This is a genomic window from Streptantibioticus silvisoli, from assembly GCF_027947535.2.
GTDB lineage: Bacteria > Actinomycetota > Actinomycetes > Streptomycetales > Streptomycetaceae > Streptantibioticus_C > Streptantibioticus_C silvisoli.
The window spans coordinates 1-24,281 of sequence record NZ_JAAGKO020000084.1 but is presented as its reverse complement, the minus strand read 5'-3'; the positions used below and the strand labels follow the sequence as shown (position 1 = coordinate 24,281).

General features: G+C 74.1%; 3 protein-coding genes. All 3 read left to right on the top strand.

Annotated elements, in window-relative coordinates; genetic code table 11:
• The first annotated feature begins 13 nt into the window (after positions 1-13).
• Positions 14-12,223 carry an SDR family NAD(P)-dependent oxidoreductase gene (locus POF43_RS32245; protein ID WP_372516178.1) on the top strand — a complete coding sequence of 4,070 codons (12,210 nt, stop codon included), beginning with the start codon at positions 14-16 and terminating at the stop codon, positions 12,221-12,223.
• 105 nt (positions 12,224-12,328) lie between these two features.
• On the top strand, positions 12,329-17,074 hold the full coding sequence (locus POF43_RS32240; protein ID WP_282704908.1) for a type I polyketide synthase: 4,746 nt from the start codon (positions 12,329-12,331) through the stop codon (positions 17,072-17,074).
• A partial coding sequence (locus POF43_RS32235) for a type I polyketide synthase (protein ID WP_271324431.1) occupies positions 17,074-24,281 on the top strand: 7,208 nt, incomplete at its 3' end. The genes POF43_RS32240 and POF43_RS32235, both read left to right, overlap by 1 nt.

Sequence of the window (24,281 nt, the reverse complement as noted above, 5' to 3'; positions counted from 1 at the left end):
GGCGGGTGCGGGTGTGTGGGGGTTGGTGCGGTCGGTGCAGTTGGAGCATCCGGGGCGGGTGCTGTTGGTGGATGTGGATGGTTCTGCGGCGTCGTGGGCGGCGTTGGGTGCGGCGGTGGGCAGTGGGCTGTCGCAGGTGCTGCTGCGGGAGGGGGAGTTGCTGGCGGGTCGGGTGGTGAAGGATGACGGTGGGTTGGTGCTGCCGTTGGTGGGCGAGGGTGACTGGCGGTTGGAGCCGTCGGAGCACGGTGTCCTGGACGAGGTCGCTCCGGTCGTGCGGGTGGTTCCCACGGAGCTCGCCGCCGGTGAGGTGCGGGTGGAGATGCGTGCGGCCGGCGTGAACTTCCGCGACGTGCTCCTGGGCCTGGGTACCTACCCGGAGCCCGGGCTCATGGGGTCGGAAGGCGCGGGCGTGGTGGTCGCCGTTGGCGCGGATGTCGATGGCGTGTGTGTCGGGGACCGGGTGTTCGGCCTGTTCGCGGGTGGGTTCGGTCCGGTGGCGGTGACGGATCACCGGTTGGTGGTGCGGATGCCGGAGGGGTGGTCGTTCGTGGATGCGGCGTCGGTGCCGATGGCGTTCATGACGGCGTTCTACGGTTTGTTCGACCTGGGTGGTCTGGGGTCGGGTGAGTCGGTGTTGGTGCATGCGGCTGCCGGTGGGGTGGGGATGGCGGCGGTGCAGTTGGCGCGGTGGGCGGGTGCGGAGGTCTTCGCGACCGCCAGTGAGCCGAAGTGGCCGGTGGTGCGTGAGCTGGGCGTTTCCGGTGATCGGGTGGCCTCCTCGCGTGATCTGGGGTTCGAGGAGGTGTTCCGGGCGGCGTCGGGCGGCCGTGGTGTGGACGTGGTGTTGAACTCGCTGGCGGGGGAGTACGTCGATGCGTCGGCGCGGTTGCTGGCGGATGGCGGCCGGTTCGTGGAGATGGGCAAGGCGGATGTCCGTCAGCCTGAGGATTTCCCCGCTGCTTATCACTCGTTTGATTTGTTTGATGCGGGTGTGGTGCGGTTGCGGGAGATTCTGTTGACGTTGGTGGGGTTGTTCGAGGGTGGGGATCTGGGGTTGTTGCCGGTGCGGGCGTGGGATGTGCGGGAGGCGGTGGGGGCGTTCCGGTTGATGGGTTCGGGGCGTCATGTGGGGAAGAACGTGTTGGTGATGCCGCGCAGGTTGGATCCGCGGGGCACGGTGTTGGTTACGGGGGGTACGGGTGCGTTGGGTTCTTTGGTGGCCCGGCATCTCGTAACGGCCTACGGCATAAAGCAATTGGTGTTGCTCTCGCGTAGTGGTCTGGAGGCGCCGGGGGCTGCGGAGCTGGTGGCTGAGCTGTCGGAGCTGGGTGCGCGGGTCAGTGTCGTCGCGTGTGATGTGGCGGATCGGGATGCTCTGGCGGCGGTGCTGGGGGAGATCCCCGCGGAGCATGCGTTGACGGGTGTGGTGCATGCGGCCGGTGTGGTGGATGACGGTGTGGTGGAGTCGTTGACGGTGGAGCGGGTGGAGGGGGTGTTGGCGCCGAAGGCGTTGGCGGCGTTGCATTTGCATGAGTTGACGGCGCGGCTGGATTTGGCGTTGTTCGTGTTGTATTCGTCGGTGTCGGCGTCGGTGGGTTCGGCGGGGCAGGCGGGGTATGCGGCGGCGAACGGGGTGTTGGACGGGTTGGCGGAGTATCGGCGCCGGCAGGGGTTGGCGGGTGTGTCGTTGGGGTGGGGGCCGTGGCTGGGTGAGGACGGCCGGGGGATGCTGGGCAAACTCAGCGCCGGCGAGCGGGAGCGGATGGGGCGTTCCGGTCTGGTGCCGTTGAGTGAGCTGGACGGACTGGGGCTGTTGGACCGGGCGTTGGGTGGTGCGGGGGGTGCTGTGCTGCCGATGGCGGTCGACACCGCCGCGCTGGCGGCTGCCGGGAGTGCGTTGCCGGGGCTGTTGCAGTCGCTGGTCCGGCCGGTCCGCCCGACCGCGGGCAGTGGGACGGGTGCGCCCGCGGGCGGGTTCGCCCGCCGGCTGACCGGACTGGACGCGGACGAGGCGGCGCGGATCGTGCTGGAGACCGTGCGCGGGCATGCCGCCGGCGTACTGGGCTTCGCGTCCGGCGGCGCGATCGAACCCGCCAAGGCGTTCGCGGCGATGGGATTCGACTCGCTGACCGCGATCGAACTGCGCAACCAGCTCAGCGCCACCACCGGCCTGCGCCTGACACCCACCCTGATCTTCGACCACCCCAACCCCACCGCCCTCGCCGACCACCTGCTGCGCGAACTGCTCGGCGCACGCGAGGAGATCACGGCGCCGGCGGTCGGCACGGCGTTCGCCGACGAGCCCATCGCGATCATCGGCATGGGATGCCGCTTCCCCGGCGGCGTCACCTCGCCCGAGGAGCTGTGGCGGCTCGCGGCCGACGGGGTCGACGCGATATCCGAGTTCCCGGCCGACCGCGGCTGGGACGTCAGCGCCATGTACGGCGACACCGACCCGGCCACCTGGGAGCGGGAGCACACCTTCGAGGGCGGGTTCATCTACGAGGCCCCGGAGTTCGACGCGGCCTTCTTCGGGATCTCGCCGCGCGAGGCACTGGCCATGGACCCGCAGCAGCGGTTGCTGCTGGAGACGTCGTGGGAGGCGTTCGAGCGGGCCGGTATCGACTCCGGGACGCTGCGCGGCAGCCAGGTCGGCGTCTTCGTCGGCGCGGCGACCTCCGGCTACGGCGTCGGCGTCTACGACATCCCCGAGGGCGGTCGCGGACACATCCTGACCGGCACCGCGACGAGCGTGCTGTCCGGCCGGATCGGCTACGTCTTCGGCTTCGAGGGCCCGGCGATGACGGTCGACACCGCCTGCTCGTCGTCGTTGGTCTCCCTGCACCTGGCGATGCAGGCGGTCCGGCAGGGCGAGTGCTCGATGGCGCTGGCGGGCGGCGTGACCGTGATGCCCAACCCCGGCATGTTCGTCGACAGCAGCCAGGCCGGCGCCTTCTCCTCCGACGGCCGCAGCAAGGCGTTCTCCGCCCGGGCCGACGGCACCGGCTGGGGCGAGGGCGTGGGCATGGTGCTGGTCGAACGCCTGTCGGACGCGCGGCGCAACGGGCACCCGGTGCTCGCGCTGGTCCGCGGCTCGGCGATCAACCAGGACGGCGCCTCCAACGGGCTGAGCGCCCCCAGCGGTCCCGCGCAGCAGCGGGTCATCCGCCAGGCGCTGGCCAACGCGAGGCTGGCGCCGGCCGATGTGGACGCGGTCGAGGCGCACGGCACCGGCACCGAACTGGGCGACCCGATCGAGGCGCAGGCGCTGCTGGCCACCTACGGACAGCGCGACCCCGAGGGCCCGCCGCTGTGGCTGGGCTCGCTGAAGTCCAACATCGGGCACACCCAGTCCGCCGCCGGGGTCGCCGGGGTGATCAAGATGGTGATGGCGCTGCGGCACGCGGAACTGCCGAAGAGCCTGCACCTGGACGAGGTCACCCCGCACGTGGACTGGTCGGCCGGCGCGGTGGAACTGCTCACCGACAGCCGCCCCTGGCCGGAGACCGGCCGCCCGCGCCGCGCGGCCGTCTCGTCGTTCGGCATCAGCGGGACCAACGCGCACGTCGTCCTGGAGCAGGCACCGGCGGACGCCGCCCCCGCCGGGGAGCGGCCGGCCGACGGCGCTCCGGCGGCGGAGACCGTGGTGCCGTGGGTGCTGTCGGGACGCAGCACGCCGGCGTTGCGCGCGCAGGCCGGGCGGCTGCGGGCGTTCGTGGGGGACCGTACGCGGGTCGCCTCGGCGGACGTGGCGCACGCGCTGCTGACGACGCGGGCCGCCTTCGAGCACCGGGCCGTCGTGCTGGGCGGCGACCGCGCCGAGCAACTGGGACTGCTGGCGTCGCTGGCGGCCGGAGAACCCGCGGACGGGCTGGTCGAGGGGCGGGTGCGCGAGGGCCGGGTGGCGTTCGTCTTCCCCGGCCAGGGCGGCCAGTGGGCGGAGATGGCCCGCGAACTGCTGGATTCCTCCGAGGTGTTCAGGAACCGGATCGAGGAGTGCGAGCGGGCGCTGGCCACCTTGGTGGACTGGTCGCTGCTGGAAGTGCTTCGTACCGACGGCGACCTGGAGTGGCTCCAGCAGGTGGAGATCCTCCAGCCGGTGCTGTGGGCGGTCATGGTGGCACTCGCCGAGCAGTGGCGCTCGGTGGGCGTGGTGCCGTCGGCGGTGGTCGGCCACTCGCAGGGCGAGATCGCCGCCGCCGTGGTCGCCGGCGAGCTGAGCGTGCTGGACGGCGCGCGGGTGGTGGTGTGGCGCAGCCGCCTGGCCGTCGACGAGCTGGTCGGCCGCGGCAGCCTGGTGTCGGTGGCCCTGCCGCGCGCCGAGGTGGCGGACCTGATCACCCCCTGGGCGGACGTGCTGTCGGTGGGCGCGGTCAACGGGCCGTCCTCGACGGTGGTGTCCGGGGACATGGCGGCGCTCCAGGAACTGCTGGCGCTGTGCAAGGAACGCGGCATCCGGGCCCGTGCCGTCCCGGCGGCCTTCGCCTCGCACTCGCGCCAGGTGGAACGCATCAGGGACCGGCTGCAGGAGGAGCTGGCCGTGATGGAGCCGCGCCCCGGCGGCGTGCCGATGCTGTCGACGGCACTGGACGACTGGGTCGCCCCCGGCAGCATGGACGCGCACTACTGGTACCGCAACCTGCGCGAGACCGTGGAGTTCGAGTCGGCGACCCGCAAGCTGGTGGCCGACGGCTACCGCTTCTTCGTCGAGGTCAGCCCGCACCCGGTGCTCACCCAGGCCATCGACGAACTCGACGAGGACGACGTGGTGACCGTCGGCACGCTGCGGCGTGACCAGGGCGGCGCACGGCGCTTCCTCACCTCCGCGGCCGAGCTGTACGCCAACGGTCTCGGCGTCGACTTCGCCGCAGCCCTCCCGCAGGACCGGGCCGCGGTGCCCGACCTGCCGACCTACGCGTTCCAGCGCCGCCGCTACTGGCTGGAGCCGGCGGCGGTCCCGCAGGCCGTGAACCGGCCGCACGCGCCGACGGACGACTGGCGCTACGACATCACCTGGCGCCCGGTGAGCGCCCCCGCCGCCCCCGCCCTGTCCGGCACGTGGCTGGTGGTGACGGGCAGCGCCGACGGCGAGCTGTCCGAGCCGTACACCCGGCGGATGGCCGCCGCCGGCGCCCGGATCGTGTCGGTGAACCTGGACGCGGCAGGCGCCGACCAGGAGACGATCGCCGCGCATCTGCGTGCGGAGCCGGAGCTGTCCGGTGTGCTGTCGCTGCTCGCCCTCGACGAGACCCCGCACCCGGCCAGGCCCGAGGTCTCCCACGCGCTGGCCGCCACCCTCGCCCTCGTCCGGGCACTGGCGGACACCGGGACCGACGCGCCGTTGTGGCTGGCCACCACGGGAGCCGTCGCGGTCGCCCGTACCGAACGGCTGCGCGACCCCGCCCAGGCGCAGATCTGGGGACTCGGCCTGGTCACCGGGCTGGAGCGGCCCGGCCTGTGGGGCGGACTGGTCGATCTGCCGCAGACGGCGGACGACCGGGTACTCGACGGGTTCGTCGCGGCGCTGGCCGGGATCGGCGCCGAGGACCAGCTCGCGGTGCGGGTGTCCGGAGTGTTCGCCAGGCGGCTGATCCACGCCGCGCCGCCCGTGCCGTCCGCCACCGGCTGGCACCCGCGCGGCACCGTGCTGGTCACCGGCGGTACCGGCGCGCTCGGCGGGCACGTCGCCCGGTGGCTGGCGGGCAACGGCGCGTCGCGTCTGGTGCTCACCAGCCGGCGCGGTGCCGCCGCGCCCGGCGCCGAGGACCTCACGGCGGAACTCACCGCGCTCGGCGCGGACGTGGTGGTCGAGGCCTGCGACGTCACCGACCGCGACGCGGTGGCCGCCCTCGTCGCCCGCCACCGGCTCGACGCGGTCGTCCACCTCGCGGGCGTCTCCCAGTCGACGCAGCTGACCGACATCGGCCTGGACGAACTGGCCGACGTGGTCGCCGCCAAGATCGCCGGCGCCCGCCACCTCGACGAACTGCTCGAAGGACCGCTCGACGCGTTCGTGCTGTTCTCCTCGGGCGCCGGTGTGTGGGGCGGCGCGGGGCAGGCGGCGTACGCGGCGGGCAACGCCTACCTGGACGCGCTGGCCCGGCACCGCCGCGACCGCGGCCTGAAGGCGACCGCGCTGGCCTGGGGCGGCTGGGCCGACGGCGGCATGACCGACGCCACGGCCGCCGAACAGCTGGGCCGGCGCGGACTGCGCCTGATGGACCCGCGGCTGGCCGTCACCGTGCTGGAGCAGGCACTGGACGCCGACGAGTCCTTCGTCGCGGTGGCGGACATCGACTGGGAGCGGTTCGCCGTCGGCTTCACCGCCGCGCGCTCCCGGCCGCTGATCGAGGACCTGCCCGAGCTGCGCGACACCCTGTCCGAGCCGGCCGGCACCGACGGCGGCGACGGATCCGAACTGGCCCAGCGGCTCACCGCCCTGCCGGAGGCCGGGCGTGCCGCGTACATGCTGGACCTGGTCCGCACCCAGGCGGCGGCGGCCCTCGGCTACGACGACGCCTCGGCCATCGAGGCGGGCCGGGCGTTCCGCGAACTCGGCTTCGACTCCGTCACGGCCGTCAGCCTGCGCAACCGGCTGCGGACGGTCGTCGGGCGCAAGCTGTCGCCGACGCTGGTGTTCGACTACCCGACGGCCACCGCGCTGTCGCAGCACCTGCTCGCCGAGACACTGGGCCGGTCGCAGGCGACCGCCGCCGCGGTCGGCGCCACCGCCCTCATCGACGAGCCCATCGCCATCGTCGGCATGAGCTGCCGCTTCCCCGGCGAGGTCGAGTCCCCCGAGGACCTGTGGCGGCTGGTCACCTCGGGCGGCGACGTCATCTCCGCCTTCCCGGAGGACCGCGGCTGGGACCTGGAGCACCTCTACCACCCCGACGCCGACCACCCCGGCACCTCGTACGTGCGCGAGGGCGGCTTCGTCCACGACATCGGCGAGTTCGACGCGGGCTTCTTCGGCATCTCCCCGCGCGAGGCGATCGCGATGGACCCGCAGCAGCGGCTGCTGCTGGAGTCCTCCTGGGAGGCCCTGGAACGCGGCGCCATCGACCCGCGCTCGCTGAAGGGCAGCCGCTCCGGCGTCTTCGTCGGCACGTCGTTCGTCGGCTACGGCGTCGGCAGCAAGCCGGGCAGCGAGACGGAGGGCTTCTTCCTGTTCGGCTCCGGCACGGCGGCGGTGTCCGGCCGGGTGTCCTACACGCTGGGACTCGAAGGCCCCGCGGTCACCGTGGACACCGCCTGCTCCTCCTCGCTGGTCGCCATCCACCTCGCCTGCCAGGCGCTGCGCCAGAACGAGTGCGACCTCGCGCTGGCCGGCGGCGTCGCGGTGCTCGTCTCGCCGGTGTCGTTCACGGAGTTCAGCCGGCAGCGCGGACTGGCCACCGACGGCCGGTGCAAGCCGTTCGCCGCGCAGGCCGACGGCATCGGATGGAGCGAGGGCGTCGGCATGCTGTGCGTGGAGCGCCTGTCGGACGCCCGGCGCAACGGCCACCGGGTGCTCGCCGTCATCCGCGGTACGGCGACGAACCAGGACGGCGCCTCCAACGGCCTGTCCGCACCGAGCGGCCCGTCCCAACAGCGGGTCATCCGCCAGGCGTTGGCCAACTCCCGGCTGGACGCGGCCGAGGTGGACGCCGTCGAGGCGCACGGCACCGGCACCACGCTGGGCGACCCCATCGAGGCGCAGGCACTGCTGGCCACCTACGGCCAGGACCGCCCCGGGGACCGGCCGTTGTGGCTGGGGTCGGTGAAGTCCAACATCGGGCACACCCAGTCCGCCGCCGGCGTGGCGGGCGTGATCAAGATGGTGATGGCACTCCAGCACGGCGTCCTGCCCAAGACGTTGCACGTGGACGAGCCGACCCCGCACGTCGACTGGTCGACCGGCTCGGTGGAACTGCTGACCGAGCAGCGCGCCTGGCCCGACAGCGGCCGTCCGCGCCGCGCGGGGGTCTCGGCCTTCGGCGGCACCGGCACCAACGCGCACCTCGTGCTCGAACAGGCACCGGGTGAGGCGCCCGCCACCGAACCGGCGCCCGCCGGGCCGCTGGCGACGGACGCCGTCGTGCCGTGGGCGCTGTCGGGGCGTACCCCGTCGGCGCTGCGTGCGCAGGCGGCACGGTTGCGGGCCTTCGCGCAGGAGTCGCCGGACGCCGGACCGGCCGACGTGGCCCACGCGTTGACCGCCACCCGTACCGCCTTCGAGCACCGGGCCGTCGTGCTGGGCCGCGACCACGCCGACCGGCTCGCCCTGCTGGCCGCCCTGGCCGCCGGCGAGCCCGGGGCCGGACTGGTCGAGGGCCGGGTACGCGAGGGACGCGTGGTGTTCGTCTTCCCCGGCCAGGGCTCGCAGTGGGTGGGCATGGCCCGCGAACTGCTGGACTCCTGCGCGGTGTTCCGGGACCGGATCGAGGAGTGCGCACGGGCCCTGGACGCCTTCGTGGACTGGTCGCTGGTGGAGGTGCTGCGGGCCGACGGCGACGAGGGTGCCGCCTGGCTGGACCGGGTCGATGTGGTGCAGCCGGTGTTGTGGGCGGTGATGGTGTCGTTGGCGGAGTTGTGGTGTTCGGTGGGTGTGGTGCCGTCGGCGGTGGTGGGGCATTCGCAGGGTGAGATCGCGGCTGCTGTGGTGGCGGGTGGGTTGAGTGTGTCCGATGGTGCGCGGGTGGTGGCGTTGCGGAGTCGGTTGATCGGGGAGGTGTTGTCGGGTCCTGGTGGGATGGTGTCGGTGGCGTTGCCGCGGGCGGATGTGGCGGAGTTGTTGGTGCCGTGGAACGCGGTGGTGTCGGTGGCGGCGGTGAACGGTCCGTCGTCGACGGTGGTGTCGGGTGAGGCGTCGGCGTTGGACGAGTTGTTGGCGGTGTGTGAGGAGCGGGGGATCAGGGCGCGGCGGGTGGCGGTGGACTACGCGTCGCATTCGGTGCAGGTGGAGGGCATCCGGGAGCGGTTGCTGGAGGCGCTGGCGGGGTTGGAGCCGCGTTCGGGGAGCGTGGCGTTCTATTCGGCGGTGACCGGTGGGGTGGTGGACACCGCGCAGTTGGATGCCGAGTACTGGTACCGCAACTTGCGCGAGACGGTGGAGTTCGAGGCGGCGGCACGGCAGTTGGCGGCGGACGGGTACCGCTTCTTCGTCGAGGCCAGCGCCCACCCGGTCCTCACCCAGGCCGTCGGCGAACTCGACGACGAGGCGGTGGTGGCCGTCGGCACCCTGCGGCGCGACGAGGGCGGCACCCGCCGACTCCTCACCTCCGCCGCCGAGTTGTACGTCACCGGACTCGACGTCGACCTGACCGCCTTCCTCACCGGCGACCGGGCCGGCCCGGTCGACCTGCCCACGTACCCGTTCGAACGGCAGCGTTACTGGCTGGAGACGCAGCCCCACCAGCCCGGCGACATGTCGGCGGTCGGCCTCGGCGCCACCGGCCACCCGCTGCTCGGCGCCGCCGTGCCCCTGGCCGGCGGCGAGGGCCTGGTCATGACCGGACGGCTGTCGGTACGCACCCAGCCCTGGCTCGCCGACCACGCCGTCCTGGGCACGATCCTGCTGCCGGGCACCGCGTTCGTCGAACTGGCGCTGCGGGCCGGCGAACAGGTCGGCTGCCCGCGCGCCGAGGAACTCGTCCTGGAAGTCCCCCTCGTCCTCACCGAACGCGACAGCGTCCAGCTCCAGGTCGTCGTCGGCGCCCCGGACACCTCCGGGGGCCGCCCGGTCAGCGTCTACTCCCGCTCCGAGCAGGACGACACCATCGGCGGCACCCGGTGGACCCGGCACGCGACCGGCACCCTCACCGCGGCCGGCGCACCCGCGCCGACCGAGCTGGACCCGTGGCCGCCGGCCGACGCGCAGGCCGTCGAGGTCGGCGACTTCTACCAGCACATCGCGGACCTCGGCTACGGGTACGGGCCGACGTTCCAGGGCCTGCGGGCGGCCTGGCGGCACGGCGACACCGTGCTGGCCGAGGTGGAACTGCCCGCCGAACTGCGCGAGAAGCACGCCGGCTTCGGCATGCACCCCGCACTCCTCGACGCCGCCCTGCACCCCCTGGGCATGCTGCCCGGCCCCGGCGGCGAGGCCGGCGAGCGCACCGGGGCGGTGGAACTCCCCTTCTCCTTCCGGGGGGTGTGCCTGCACCGCACGGGCGCCACCTCGCTGCGCGTCCGGCTCGCGCGGGCCGGGGACGGCGCGATCAACGTCACGATCGCCGACGGGAACGACCGCCCGGTCGCCGAGGTCGACGCGCTGGTCTGCCGGCCCGTCGCCCCGCAGATCAACGGCCTGCGCCGCCACTCCGGCGACTCGCTGTTCCGCGTCGGGTGGGGCAGCGCCCTCACCCTGGCCCCGGCTTCGGCACACGAGCTGGCACTGCTCGGGCCGGACGTCCTCGGCCTGGCCGCCGCCCTCACCACCGAGGACGCGGCCGTCGCATGCCACGACGACCTCGCCGCGCTCACCGCCGCCGCGACACCGCACGTCGTGCTGGCCCCGTTCGTGAGCGAGCAGCCCCCGGCCGGCGCGGCGGACGACCTGCCGGCGCGGGCGGAGCAGGCCGCGCACCGGGCGCTGCGCCTGGTGCAGGAGTGGACCGCCGACGAGCGGTTCGCCGACACCCGGCTCGTCGTCGTCACCCGCAACGCGGTCGCCGTCACCCCCGAGGAGACCCCGGACCTGGCCTGCGCCCCCGTCCTGGGCCTGCTGCGCTCGGCGCAGTCCGAACACCCCGGGCGGTTCACCCTGGTCGACGTCGACGACGATCCGCGCTCGCTGCGGTCCGTGGCCGCCGCCGCCGAGGCCGGTGAACCGCAGGTCGCCGTCCGCCACGGCGCGGCGCACGCCCCGCGCCTGACACGGATACCGCCGTCCGCCACCGCCGGCGTACCGCTCGGGGACAGCGGCACGGTGCTGATCACCGGTGCGACCGGCACCCTGGGCAGCGAACTGGCCAGGCACCTGGTCACCGAACAGGGCGTACGCCACCTGCTGTTGCTCAGCCGCAGCGGAACGGCCGCGCCGGGAGCCGCCGAACTCGTCGCGGAACTCGCCGCGCACGGGGCCCGGGCCACCGTCGAAGCCTGCGACACCACCGACCGCGACGCCCTCGCCCGCGTCCTGGCCCGCGTTCCGGCGCAGCACCCGCTCACCGCGGTCGTCCACACCGCCGCGGTGCTCGACGACGGCGTGGTCTCCGGACTGACCCCGCAACGCCTCGACGCGGTACTGGCCCCCAAACTGCGCGGCGCGTGGCACCTGCACGAGCTGACCGCCGGCGCGGACCTGAGCGCCTTCGTGCTGTTCTCCTCGGCGGCCGGCGTGCTCGGCGGGGCCGGCCAGAGCAACTACGCCGCGGCGAACACCTTCCTCGACGCCCTCGCCCAGCACCGCACGGCGGCCGGGCTGCCCGGTGTGTCGCTGGCGTGGGGCCCGTGGGCGCGGCGCACCGGGATGACCGGGGAGCTGACCGAGACCGACGTGCGCCGGCTGATGCGTTCCGGCATGACCCCGCTGTCCACCGCCGACGGCATGGCCCTGTTCGACGCCGGCCGGAGCATCGGCGAGAGCGTCGTCGTCCCCATGGCGTTCAACGCCACCGCGCTGCGCGGCCGGGCGGCGGAGGTCCTGCCGCTGCTGCGCGACCTGATCCCGGGCGTCCCCCGGGCGGCGGGCACCGAGGAGGTGGGCGCCGACTCCGCCGACACGCTGCGCCACAAGCTGGGCCGGGCGACCGACGCGGAACGCCGGCGCATCCTGCTGGACCTGGTGCGCGGCCAGGTCGCCACCGTGCTCGGCCACGCCTCGGCGGGCACCGTCGACACCGAGCGCGGGTTCCTCGAACTGGGACTGGACTCGCTGACCGCGGTGGAACTGCGCAACCGGCTCGGTGCCGCGACCGGTCTGCGGCTGCCGGCGACCGTGGTCTTCGACCACCCGACCGCCACCGCGCTGGCCCGGCACCTGCGATCCGCGCTGGAACCGCGGGACGTCACACCCGCCGCGGCGGCCCTGTCGGAACTGGTGCGGCTGGAACGGGCGCTGGGCGGCATCGGGGCGCAGGACAGCGGCCGCGACGAGATCACCTCCCGGCTGCGGGCACTGATGTCGCGCTGGGCCGCCGCCGCCCCGCAGGCCGAGGGCGCGCAGGACGACCTCACATCGGCCACCGCGGAGGAGATGTTCGAGGTACTGGACGAGGAGTTCCTGAAGTCCTGACCCCGGCCGGGCCGGGAGAGCGCAGTACAGGGCACGCCGGGTACGCCGGGTACGCCGGGTACGCCGGGTACGCAGAGAACGCTGAAAACGCTGAGAGGAGTCGGGGTGTCGAACGAGGAGAAGCTCCTTCAGTACCTCAAGCGAGCCACGACGGAACTGCGCGATGCCAACCGCAGGGTCCGCGAGCTGGAGGACCGGGCGAACGAGCCGGTCGCCGTCGTCGGCATCGGCTGCCGCTACCCCGGCGGCTGCCGTTCGCCCGAGGAGCTGTGGCGCTTCGTCGAGGCCGGCGGCGACGCCGTCACCGGCTTCCCCACCGACCGTGGCTGGGACCTGGACCGGCTCGCCGAACTGCCGGTCCGCGAGGGCGGCTTCTACGACGAGGCCGGGCGGTTCGACCCCGGCTTCTTCGGCATCTCGCCGCGCGAGGCGCTGGCCATGGACCCGCAGCAGCGGCTCATGCTGGAGATCTGCTGGGAGGCGGTCGAGCGCGGCGGCATCGACCCGCTGACGCTGCGCGGCAGCCGCACCGGGGTGTTCGTCGGCGCGATGTACCACGACTACGCGACCGGGCTGCTGGAGACGCCGGAGGTACTCGAAGGCTTCGTCGGCACCAGCAACGCCGGCAGCGTGCTGTCCGGGCGCGTCTCGTACTCCTTCGGCCTGGAGGGCCCGGCGGTCACGGTCGACACCGCCTGCTCGTCGTCCCTGGTGGCGATGCACCTGGCGGCCCAGGCGCTGCGCGGCGGGGAGTGCACCCTCGCGCTGGCCGGCGGGGTCACCGTCATGGCCACCCCGACCATGTTCGCCGGATCGGAGTTCGACGAGGGCATGGCGCCCGACGGACGGTGCAAGTCCTTCGCGAGCGCGGCGGACGGCACCGCGTGGGGCGAGGGCGCCGGCGTCCTGCTGCTGGAGCGGCTGAGCGACGCCCGGCGCAACGGGCACCCGGTGCTGGTGGTGCTGCGCGCGAGCGCGGTGAACCAGGACGGTGCCTCCAGCGGCCTGACCGCGCCCAACGGCCCCTCCCAGCAACGGGTGATCCGCCAGGCCCTCGACAACGCCTCGCTGTCGCCCGCCGACGTCGACGCCGTCGAGGCGCACGGCACCGGCACCACGCTGGGCGACCCCATCGAGGCGCAGGCGCTGCTGGCCACCTACGGCCAGGACCGCCCCGAGGGACGCCCGTTGTGGCTGGGCTCGCTCAAGTCCAACCTCGGCCACACCCAGGCCGCCGCCGGGGTGGGCGGCGTCATCAAGATGGTGATGGCCGTCCGGCACGCGCGGCTGCCGCGCACGCTGCACGTCGACGAACCCTCCCGGCACGTCGACTGGTCCGCGGGCGCGGTGGAACTGCTGACCGAATCCCGGCCGTGGCCGTCGACCGGCGCACCGCGCAGGGCCGGCGTCTCCTCGTTCGGCGTCAGCGGCACCAACGCGCACGTCATCATCGAGCAGGCCCCGCCCGCCGAGCCGGCCGAGCCCGCCGAAAGCACCGAGCCGGCCCGCCCGGCCGAGAACGTGGTGCCGCCCGTGCTGCCCTGGCTGGTGTCGGCGCGTTCGGCGGCCGGACTGCGGGAACAGGCCCGCCGGCTGACGGAGTTCACCCGCCGCGAGCCCGGACTGCGCCCGCTCGACGTCGCCCACTCGCTGGCCACCAGCCGGGCGGCGCTCGACCACCGGGCCGTCGTACTGGCCGCCGACCGGGACGCCTTCCTGGCCGGACTGTCCGCCCTCGCCGACGACACCGAGGCGGCGGACGTCGTGCGGGGCATCGCCTCACCCGGCGACGTGGCCTTCCTGTTCACCGGCCAGGGCGCGCAACGCGCCGGCATGGGCCGCGAACTGCACGCCGCCTTCCCGGTGTTCGCGACGGCGCTGGACGCGGTGTGCGCGGCGATGGACGCCCACCTGGAACGGCCGTTGCGCGACGTGATGTTCGGCGACCAGCAGGCGCTGGACCGCACCGACTTCGCCCAACCGGCGCTGTTCGCTCTGGAGGTCGCGCTCTTCCGGCTGCTGGAGTCGTGGGGGATCACCCCCGACGCCCTGCTGGGGCACTCCGTCGGCGAGGTGGCGGCCGCCCACGTGGCCGAGGTGCTGTCGCTCGACGACGCCTGCGCCCTGGTGGCCGCGCGCGGCCGGCTGATGCAGGCGCTTCCCGCGGGCGGCGCCATGCTCGCGGTGGAGGCCGCGGAGGACGACATCGCCGTGGAACTCGTCGGCCGCGAGGAGACGGTGGCCATCGCCGCCGTCAACGGACCCGCCGCCGTGGTGGTCTCCGGCGACGAGGACGTCATCACCGACCTGGAGACGGCCTGGCGCGACGCGGGACGCCGGGTCAAGCGCCTCACCGTCTCGCACGCCTTCCACTCGCCCCGCATGGACGCGATGCTCGACGAATTCGCCGCCGTGGTGGGCGGGTTGACCCTTCGGGCGCCGCGCCTGCCGATCATCTCCGACCTGACCGGACAGCCGGTCGACCCGCAGCAGATCCGGCAGCCCGACTACTGGGTACGGCACGTGCGGCACGCGGTGCGCTTCGCCGACGGCGTCGCCACCCTGCACGAACAGGGCGTCACCACCTTCGTCGAACTTGGCCCCGACGGCGTGCTCAGCGCCATGGCCCGGCTCTGCCTCGCCGGGAAGGCCGGCACCCGCACCACCGCCGCCTTCCCCGTACTGCGCGGCGACCGCCCCGAGGCCCGTGCCGCGCTCACCGCGCTCGCCCTGGCTCACGTCAACGGCGTCCGCGTCGACCGCGAGCAGGTCTTCGCCGGCTGGGGCGGGCGGCGGGTGGACCTGCCCACCTACCCCTTCCAGCACGAGCAGTTCTGGCCGGTCTCCCACCGCGCCCCCGCGGGCGGCGACCCGGCCGGCTGGCGCTACCGCGTCACGTGGAAGCCCGTCCCCGCCGCCCCGCACCCCGCGCCGCCCGGCACCTGGTGGCTGCTCGTCCCGTCCGGCGAGGCGTACGACGCGACGGCCGCGGACTGCGCCGACGCCATCACCCGCGCCGGCGGCACCGCCGTCCACCACACCGTCGGACCGGAACCGGGCGACCTCAGCCGCGTACTGGAAGAGGCCGCCGGCACCGGGACACCGGACGGCGTGCTGTCCCTGCTCGCCCTGGACGAACGCCCGCACCCCGCGCACCCCGCCCTCTCGGCCGCCCTCACCGCCACGGTGACCCTGGTGCAGGTGCTCGACAAACTCACCGTGGACGCCCCGGTGTGGACGCTGACCCGCGGCGCGGTACGAGCGGTGCCCGCCGACTCCCCGCCGAACGCCGACGGGCACGCGGTGTGGGCACTGGGCCGCAGCGCCGCCCTCGAACACCCCACGCGCTGGGGCGGGTTGATCGACCTGCCCGACGCCCTCGACGAACCCCTCGGCGACGCCCTCACCACGCTGCTCACCGCGGCGACCGAGGATCAGGTCGCCCTGCGGGCCGACGGCGCGTTCGCCCGCCGCCTGGTGCGCGACCCCGTCGGCCCACCGCGATCGGGCGGTTGGCGCCCGCACGGAACGGTACTGATCACCGGCGGCACCGGGGCCCTCGGCGCCCACGTGGCCCGCCGGCTGGCCGAACAGGGCGCCGAACACCTCGTGCTGACCAGCCGCCGAGGTGAACAGGCGCCCGGCGCCGCCGAGTTGGCCGCCGAACTGCACGCACTCGGCGCGCGGACGACCGTGGCGGCCTGCGACGTCGCCGACCGGCAGGCGCTGCGTGCCCTGCTGCTGGACATCCCGCAGGAGTTCCCGCTGACCGCCGTCGTCCACACCGCCGGGCTCGGCGACCTCACCCCGCTGTCGCAGACCACCGCGGAACACCAGGCCGCCGTCCTCGCCGCCAAGGTCACCGGCGCCCGCAACCTGCACGACCTGTGCGCCGGCACCGAACTGGACGCCTTCGTGCTGTTCTCCTCCGCCGCGGCGACCTGGGGCGGCGCCGGACAGGGAACCTACGCCGCCGCCAACGCCCACCTCGACGCCCTCGCCCGGGAACGCCGCGCGCTCGGCCTGCCCGCGACCTCCATCGCCTGGGGAAGCTGGCAGGGGCCCGGGATGGGCGACGGCGCCACCGCGGAACAACTGCGCCGCCGCGGCGTGCTGTCCATGGACCCGCCGGCCGCCCTCACCGCCCTGTGGCAGGCGGTGGAGCGCAGCGACACCGACCCGTGCGTCACGATCGCGGGCGTGGACTGGGCACGGTTCGCACCCGCCTTCACCATCGCCCGGCCCAGCCCGCTGCTCGCCGAACTCCCCGAGGCCCGCCCGGCCGCCCCGGCCGCCCCCACCGCACGCGGACGCGCCGACACCGCCGAACTGCGCGCCCGGCTCACCGTCCTGCCGCCCCAGCAGCGGGAGAGCGAACTGCTGCAACTCGTGCAGACCCAGGCCGCGTTGGTCCTCGGCCACGCCGACAGCCGCGCCGTCGAGGCCGACCGCGCCTTCCGCGACCTCGGCTTCGACTCGCTGTCGGCGGTCCAGATGCGCGACCGGATCGACACGGCCACCGGCCTGGCACTGCCCGCCACCGCCGTCTTCGACCACCCGACGCCCGCCGCGCTCGCCGGTCGGCTGCTCGACGAACTGTTCCCCGAAGGAGCGGACACCGGGTCCGGCTCACCGCAGGACCAGCGGATCAAGCAGACCCTGGCCCGCATCCCGCTCTCCCGGCTCCGCGAGGCCGGACTGCTCGACATCCTGCTGCGACTGGCCGAAACGGGCGACGCCGGCCCCGAACACACCGACACCGCCGCGGAGTTCAGCGCGGACGCGCTCGACGCCATGGACGGCGAGAGCCTGCTGAAACTGGTCGCCGGCGACGAGGGAGACCCCGCGTAATGAGTGCCACCATCGACAAGTACGTCGAAGCGCTGCGCCGTTCGGTCAAGGAGACCGAACGGCTGAAGGCACTCAACCGGGACCTGACCGCCGCGAACCGCGACCCCATCGCCATCGTCGGCATGTCCTGCCGGCTGCCCGGGGACGTCGACTCACCCGAAGCCTTCTGGTCGCTGATCGACGCCGGGGGCGACGCCGTCTCCCGCTTCCCCGCCGACCGCGGCTGGGACGTCGAACGGCTCTGCGCCCCCGAACCCGGCCGGCCCGGCACCTCGTCCGCCGGCGAGGGCGGCTTCGTCCACGACGCGGGAAGCTTCGACCCCGGCTTCTTCGGGATCTCACCGCGTGAGGCGCTGGCCATGGACCCGCAGCAGCGGCTCCTGCTGGAGACCTCCTGGGAGACCTTCGAACGCGCCGGCATCGACCCGACGTCGCTGCGCGGCAGCCGCACCGGCGTCTACGTCGGCTCGACCAACTCCGGCTACGGCGCCGCCACCCCGGTGGACGGCGAGACCGAGGGCTACGTCCTGATCGGCGCCGCCACCAGCGTGCTGTCCGGCCGGGTCGCCTACACCTTCGGCCTCGAAGGCCCGGCCGTCACGGTGGACACCGCCTGCTCCTCGTCCCTGGTCGCCCTGCACCTGGCCGCCCAGGCACTGCGCAGCGGCGAGTGCACGATGGCGCTCGCCGGCGGCGTCACCGTGATGGCCACCCCCGGCGCCTTCGTCGAGTTCAGCAAACAGCGCGGACTGGCCTCCGACGGGCGCTGCAAATCCTTCGCCGCCGCCGCCGACGGCACCGGCTGGAGCGAGGGCGTGGCCCTGCTGCTGGTCGAACGCCTCTCCGACGCCCGGCGCAACGGCCACCCGGTACTGGCCGTCGTACGCGGCTCCGCGGTCAACTCCGACGGCGCCTCCAACGGCCTGACCGCGCCCAACGGACTCGCCCAACGCCGCGTCATCCACGACGCGTTGGCCAACGCCCGGCTCGACCCGGCCGACGTCGACACCGTCGAGGCGCACGGCACCGGCACCACCCTCGGCGACCCCATCGAGGCCCAGGCGCTGCTCGCCGCCTACGGTCAGGACCGCCCCGCCGACCGCCCCCTGTGGCTCGGCTCGGTCAAGTCCAACATCGGCCACACCCAGTCCGCGTCCGGCGCGGCGGGCGTGATCAAGATGGTGATGGCCCTGCGGCACGAAGTCCTGCCGCGCACCCTGCACGTCGACGAGCCGTCCCCGCACGTGAACTGGTCGGCCGGCGCGGTCGAACTGCTCACCGAGGTACGGCCCTGGCCGCGGACCGGCACACCGCGCCGCGCCGGAGTGTCGTCGTTCGGCGTCAGCGGCACCAACGCCCACGTCATCATCGAGGAGGCGCCGCCCGTACCACCCGCGCCCTCCGCGCAACCCGGGCCGGCCACCCAACCCGCGCGACGGACCACCGATGCCGCCCCGGCCCCGCTGCCCTGGCTGATCTCCGGAAGGACCGAGCAGGCCCTGCGGGCCCAGGCGGCCCGCCTGCGCGCCTTCCTGGACACCGCACCCGACACCGGCAACGCCGACATCGGGCAGTCGCTGGCGACCACCCGCGCAGCCCTGGAACACCGCGCCGTCATCCTGGCCACCGACCGCCAGGACTTCCTCGACGCGCTCACCGCCCTCGCCCGCGGCGAGGAGACCGCACACGTGGTGCGCGCGGTGGCGACCAAGGGCAGGACGGCGTTCCTGTTCACCGGCCAGGGCGCCCAGCGCGCCGGAGCGGGCCGCGAACTGCACGCCGCCTTCCCGGTGTTCGCCGCCGCGCTGGACGCCGTCTGCGAACGCCTGGACACCGGGTCCGAGCGCCCGCTGCGCGACGTCATGTTCGGCGACCAGGACCTGCTGGACCGGACCGCGTACACCCAGGCGGCCCTGTTCGCGCTGGAGGTCGCGCTCTTCCGGCTCCTGGAGTCGTGGGGCGTGCGCCCCGACTACCTGCTGGGCCACTCCATCGGCGAACTGGCCGCCGCCCACGTGGCCGGCGTGCTCTCCCTCGACGACGCCTGCACCCTGGTCGCCGCCCGCGGCAGGCTGATGCAGGCACTGCCCGCCGGCGGTGCCATGCTCGCCGTGGAAGCCACCGAGGCGGAGGTCGCCAAGGAGATCGACGGCCACGAGGCCGCAGTGGGCATCGCCGCCGTCAACGGACCCGCCTCCGTCGTGGTCTCCGGCGACGAGGAGACCGTCACCGCGCTGGAAACCGCCTGGCGGGAGACCGGCCGCAAGGTGAAACGGCTGACCGTCTCGCACGCCTTCCACTCACCGCGCATGCGCCACATGCTCACCGACTTCGCCGCCGTCGCCGGTCGACTCACCTTCCACCCGCCGCAGTTGCCGATCATCTCCGACCTCACCGGCGAACCGGTCGACCCCGAAGCCATCAGTACCCCCGAATACTGGGTCCGGCACATCACCGCCACCGTGCGCTTCGCCGACGGCATCACCACCCTGCACGAGGCCGGGGTCACCACGTTCCTCGAACTCGGCCCCGACGGCGTCCTGACCGCCATGGCACGCGACTGCCTCGCCGAACGGACCGACGACGCCACCGTCATCGCCACCCTGCGCCGCGACCGCGGCGAACTCGACACCTGGTGGCACGCCGCCGCCCGCCTGCACACCCACGGCACCCCCCTCGACTGGCCGGCCGTCCTCGCCCCCCGCGGCGGCCGTCAAGTCGCCCTGCCCACCTACGCGTTCCAGCGCGAACACTTCTGGCTGCTGCCCGCCGCGCCCGCCACCCGCGACACCCAGGACGACTGGCGCTACCGCGAGACCTGGAAGCCGGTCGCCGAGGCCGCGCTGCCCGCCCTGTCCGGCACCTGGCTGCTGATCGTGCCCGCCGACCACGCCGACGCGCAGCCGGTGCGCGAGTGCGCCGCCACGCTGACCGACCACGGCGCGATCGTGCGCCAGGTGGTGCTGACCGGCGCCGACACCGACCGCGCCGCCGTGGCCGGCCTGCTGCGCGACGCCACCGGTGACGCCACGGTCAGCGGCGTGCTGTCCCTGCTCGCCCTCGACGAACGGCCCGACACCGACCACCCCGTCATGTCCCGCGGCGTCGCCCGCACCGTCGCCCTGCTCCAGGCACTCGCCGACGCCGGATCGGGGGCACCGGTGTGGCTGGCCACCCGGGGCGCCGTCGCGGTCGGCCACGACGAGGGCCTCACGAGCCTGCCCGGAGCACAGATCTGGGCGCTCGGCCGGGTCGCCGCCCTGGAATACCCGCGCCGCTGGATCAGCATGGTCGACCTCCCGGACGCCCTCGACGACCGCGTCCGCGAACGCCTCGCCGGCGTGCTGTCCGACAGCGGCGGCGAGGACCAGATCGCCGTCCGCCGCACCGGAGTGTTCGGCCGCCGCGTCGTGCACGCCCCCGCCGGACCCGCCACCGGCACCTGGACCCCCACCGGAACCGTGCTCGTCACCGGCGGCACCGGCGCCCTCGGCGCCCACGTCACCCGCTGGCTCGCCGGCCGCGGCGCCCCGCACGTCCTGCTCACCAGCCGCCGCGGCGGCACGGCCCCCGGCATCGACCGGCTGGTCACCGAGATCGAGGCGCTCGGCACGAAGGTCACCGTCGCCGCGTGCGACGTCGCGGACCGCGGCGCACTGGACGCGCTGCTGGCCGGCCTCCCCGCCGCCCTGCCGCTGACCGCCGTCGTGCACGCCGCCGGGTCCGGGGAGTTCGTACCGCTGGAACAGACCACGCTCGCCGACTTCGCCGCCGGACTGCGTGCCAAGGTGGCCGGCGCGGCCAACCTCCACGACGCGCTGCGCGAGGTCGCCCTCGACGCGTTCGTGCTGTTCTCCTCGGTCTCCGCCGTCTGGGGCAGCGGCGGACAGGCCGCCTACGCCGTGGCCAACGCCTCCCTCGACGCCCTCGCCCGGCAGCGCAGGTCCGCCGGACTGCCCGTCACCTCCGTCGCCTGGGGACCGTGGGCCGGCTCCGGCATGGCCGGCGCCACCGCCACCAGCGACTACCTGCGCAAACGCGGCCTGGCCACCATGGACCCGGCACTCGCCGTCGCCGCGCTCGGCCGGGCCGTCGACCACGGCGACGCGTGCGTGGCCGTCGCCGACGTCGACTGGCCGGTGTTCGCCGCCACCTTCACCGCCGCCCGGCCCCGGCCGCTGCTCGACGAACTGCCCGAAGTGCGCCGCTCCACCGCCACCGGGCCCACCGGCGGAGAACGCTCGGCGCTCGCCGCGCAACTCGAAGGGCTCTCCGCGACGGCCCAGGAGACCGCGGTCCTGGAGATCGTCAGGGCCCAGGTCGCCACCGTGCTCGGACACCGCCGCGGCGCCGACGCGGTCGAACCGCGCAAGGCGTTCACCGAACTCGGCTTCGACTCGCTCACCGCGATCGAACTGCGCGACGCCCTCAACAAGGTCACCGGCCTGCGCCTGCCCGCCACCTTGATCTTCGACCACCCCACCCCCGCCGTCCTCGCCGCCTACGTCCGCGCCGAATGCCTCGGACACTCCGGCACCGTCGACCGCTCCTTCGCCGGCGGCGCCGCCCACGCCGACGAGCCGATCGCCATCATCGGCATGAGCTGCCGCTACCCCGGCGGCGTCGAGTCGCCGGAAGACCTGTGGCGGCTGACCGACACCGCCACCGACGCCGTCTCGCCCTTCCCCACCGACCGCGGCTGGGACCTCGGCCGGCTCCACGACCCCGAGGGCGCCGAAGGCACCTCCTACGTCGCCGAGGGCGGCTTCCTCACCGGGGTGGCCGAGTTCGACCCGGTCTTCTTCGGCATCTCGCCACGTGAGGCGCTCGCCATGGACCCGCAGCAGCGCCTGCTGCTCCAGGCGTCCTGGGAAGCGTTCGAACGCGCCGGCATCGACCCGACGTCGCTGCGCGGCAGCCGCACCGGAGTCTTCGCCGGCACCAACGGCCAGGACTACCTGCCCCTGCTCATGGGCACCGGCCAGGGCAGCGAGAGCCACCAGGGCATCGGCAACGCCGCCGGGGTGATGTCCGGCCGCATCTCCTACGCGCTCGGCCTCGAAGGCCCCGCGATGACGATCGACACCGCCTGCTCCTCCTCCCTCGTGGCCATGCACCTCGCCGTACAGGCGCTGCGCAGCGGCGAGTGCACGATGGCCGTGGCCGGCGGCGCGACCGTGATGTCGACGCCCACCGCGTTCGTGGAGTTCAGCCGGCAGCGCGGACTCGCCGCCGACGGGCGCTGCAAGGCGTTCTCAGCGGCGGCCGACGGCACTGCCTGGGGCGAGGGCGTCGGCATGGTGGCGCTGGAACGCCTCTCCGACGCCCGGCGCAACGGACACCGGGTCCTGGCGGTGGTCCGCGGCTCCGCGGTCAACCAGGACGGCGCCTCCAACGGCCTCACCGCGCCCAACGGCCCCTCCCAGCAACGCGTCATCCGGCAGGCGTTGGCCAGTGCCGGGCTCGCCGCCCGCGACGTGGACGCGGTGGAGGCCCACGGCACCGGCACCGCGCTCGGCGACCCCATCGAGGCGCAGGCCCTGCTGACCACCTACGGACAGGACCGCCCCGCCGGCCGGCCGCTGTGGCTCGGCTCGGTGAAGTCCAACATCGGCCACACGCAGGCCGCTTCCGGCGCCGCGAGCGTCATCAAGATGGTGATGGCCCTGCGGCACGGCGTCCTGCCGAAGACCCTCCACGCGGCAGAGCCGTCACCGCACGTCGACTGGTCGGCCGGCGCGGTGGAACTGCTGACCGAGCCGCGCGGCTGGCCGCGGGGAGAAACACCGCGCCGCGCCGGGGTGTCCTCGTTCGGCATGAGCGGCACCAACGTGCACATGATCCTCGAAGAGGCACCGGCGCCCGAGCCGTCGCCCGACGAGCCCGCCGACCCCGGCGAGCGGTCACCGCTGACCACGATGCCGTTCCTGCTCTCCGGCACCTCGGTCGAGGCGCTGCGCGCCCAGGCGGGCCGCCTCGGGACCTTCCTGGCCGCCGAGCCCGAGGCCGAACCGGTGGACGTGGCGCTGTCGTTGGCGACCACCCGGGCCGCGCTGGAACACCGCGCCGTGGTGCTGGCCGACGACCGGCCGGGGCTGGCCGGATCACTCGACGCGATCATCCGCGACGAGGCGGCTCCCGGGGTGGTCCGCGGCGTGGCGGGCTCCGGCCGTACGGCGTTCCTGTTCACGGGGCAGGGTGCGCAGCGGGTGGGGATGGGTGCCGGGTTGTATGCGGCGTTTCCGGTGTTCGCCGATGCGTTGGACGCGGTGTGTGCGCGGTTGGACGGTGAGTTGGGCCGTTCGTTGCGTGAGGTGATGTTCGACGGCGGCGAGTTGCTTGACCAAACGGTGTTCACGCAGGCGGGGTTGTTCGCGCTTGAAGTGGCGTTGTTCCGGTTGGTGGAGTCGTGGGGTGTGACGCCGGACTTCCTGTTGGGGCATTCGATCGGTGAGGTGGCGGCGGCGCATGTGGCGGGGGTGCTGTCGCTGGACGACGCGTGTGTGTTGGTGGCCGCTCGTGGTCGGTTGATGCAGGCGTTGCCGGCGGGTGGGGTGATGTTGGCGGTGGAGGCCGCTGAGGCGGACGTTGTCGCGGAGATCGCGGAGCGGCCGGAGGTGAGTGTGGCGGCGGTGAACGGGCCGTCGTCTGTGGTGGTTTCGGGTGATGAGGACGTGGTCACGGAGTTGGAATCCGTGTGGCGTGCGGCGGGTCGGCGGGTGAAGCGGTTGGCCGTTTCGCATGCGTTCCATTCGCCGCGGATGGAGGCGATGCTCGACGAGTTCGCCGAGGTGGTCGGTGGATTGGCCTTTGCGGCGCCCGAGTTGCCGATCGTCTCCAACGTGACCGGTGCGCTGGCGGATGCGGTGGAGATGGGTACTCCGGGTTATTGGGTGCGGCATGTGCGGGAGGCGGTGCGGTTCGCCGACGGTGTGGTGACGCTGGAGGCTCAGGGCGTCACGCGGCTGGTGGAGTTGGGGCCGGACGGTGTGCTGGCGGCGATGGCTCAGCTGAGTGCCGATCTGACGGCGGTTCCCGTTCTGCGGGCGGGGCATGACGAGAGCCGCACGCTGTTGACCGCGGTGGCGACGGTCTTCGCCGGGGGCGGGACGGTGGACTGGGCATCGGTGTTCGCGCCGACGGGGGCGTCCGTGGTGGACCTGCCGACGTATGCGTTTGGGCGGGAGCGGTTTTGGCCGGTGGGTGG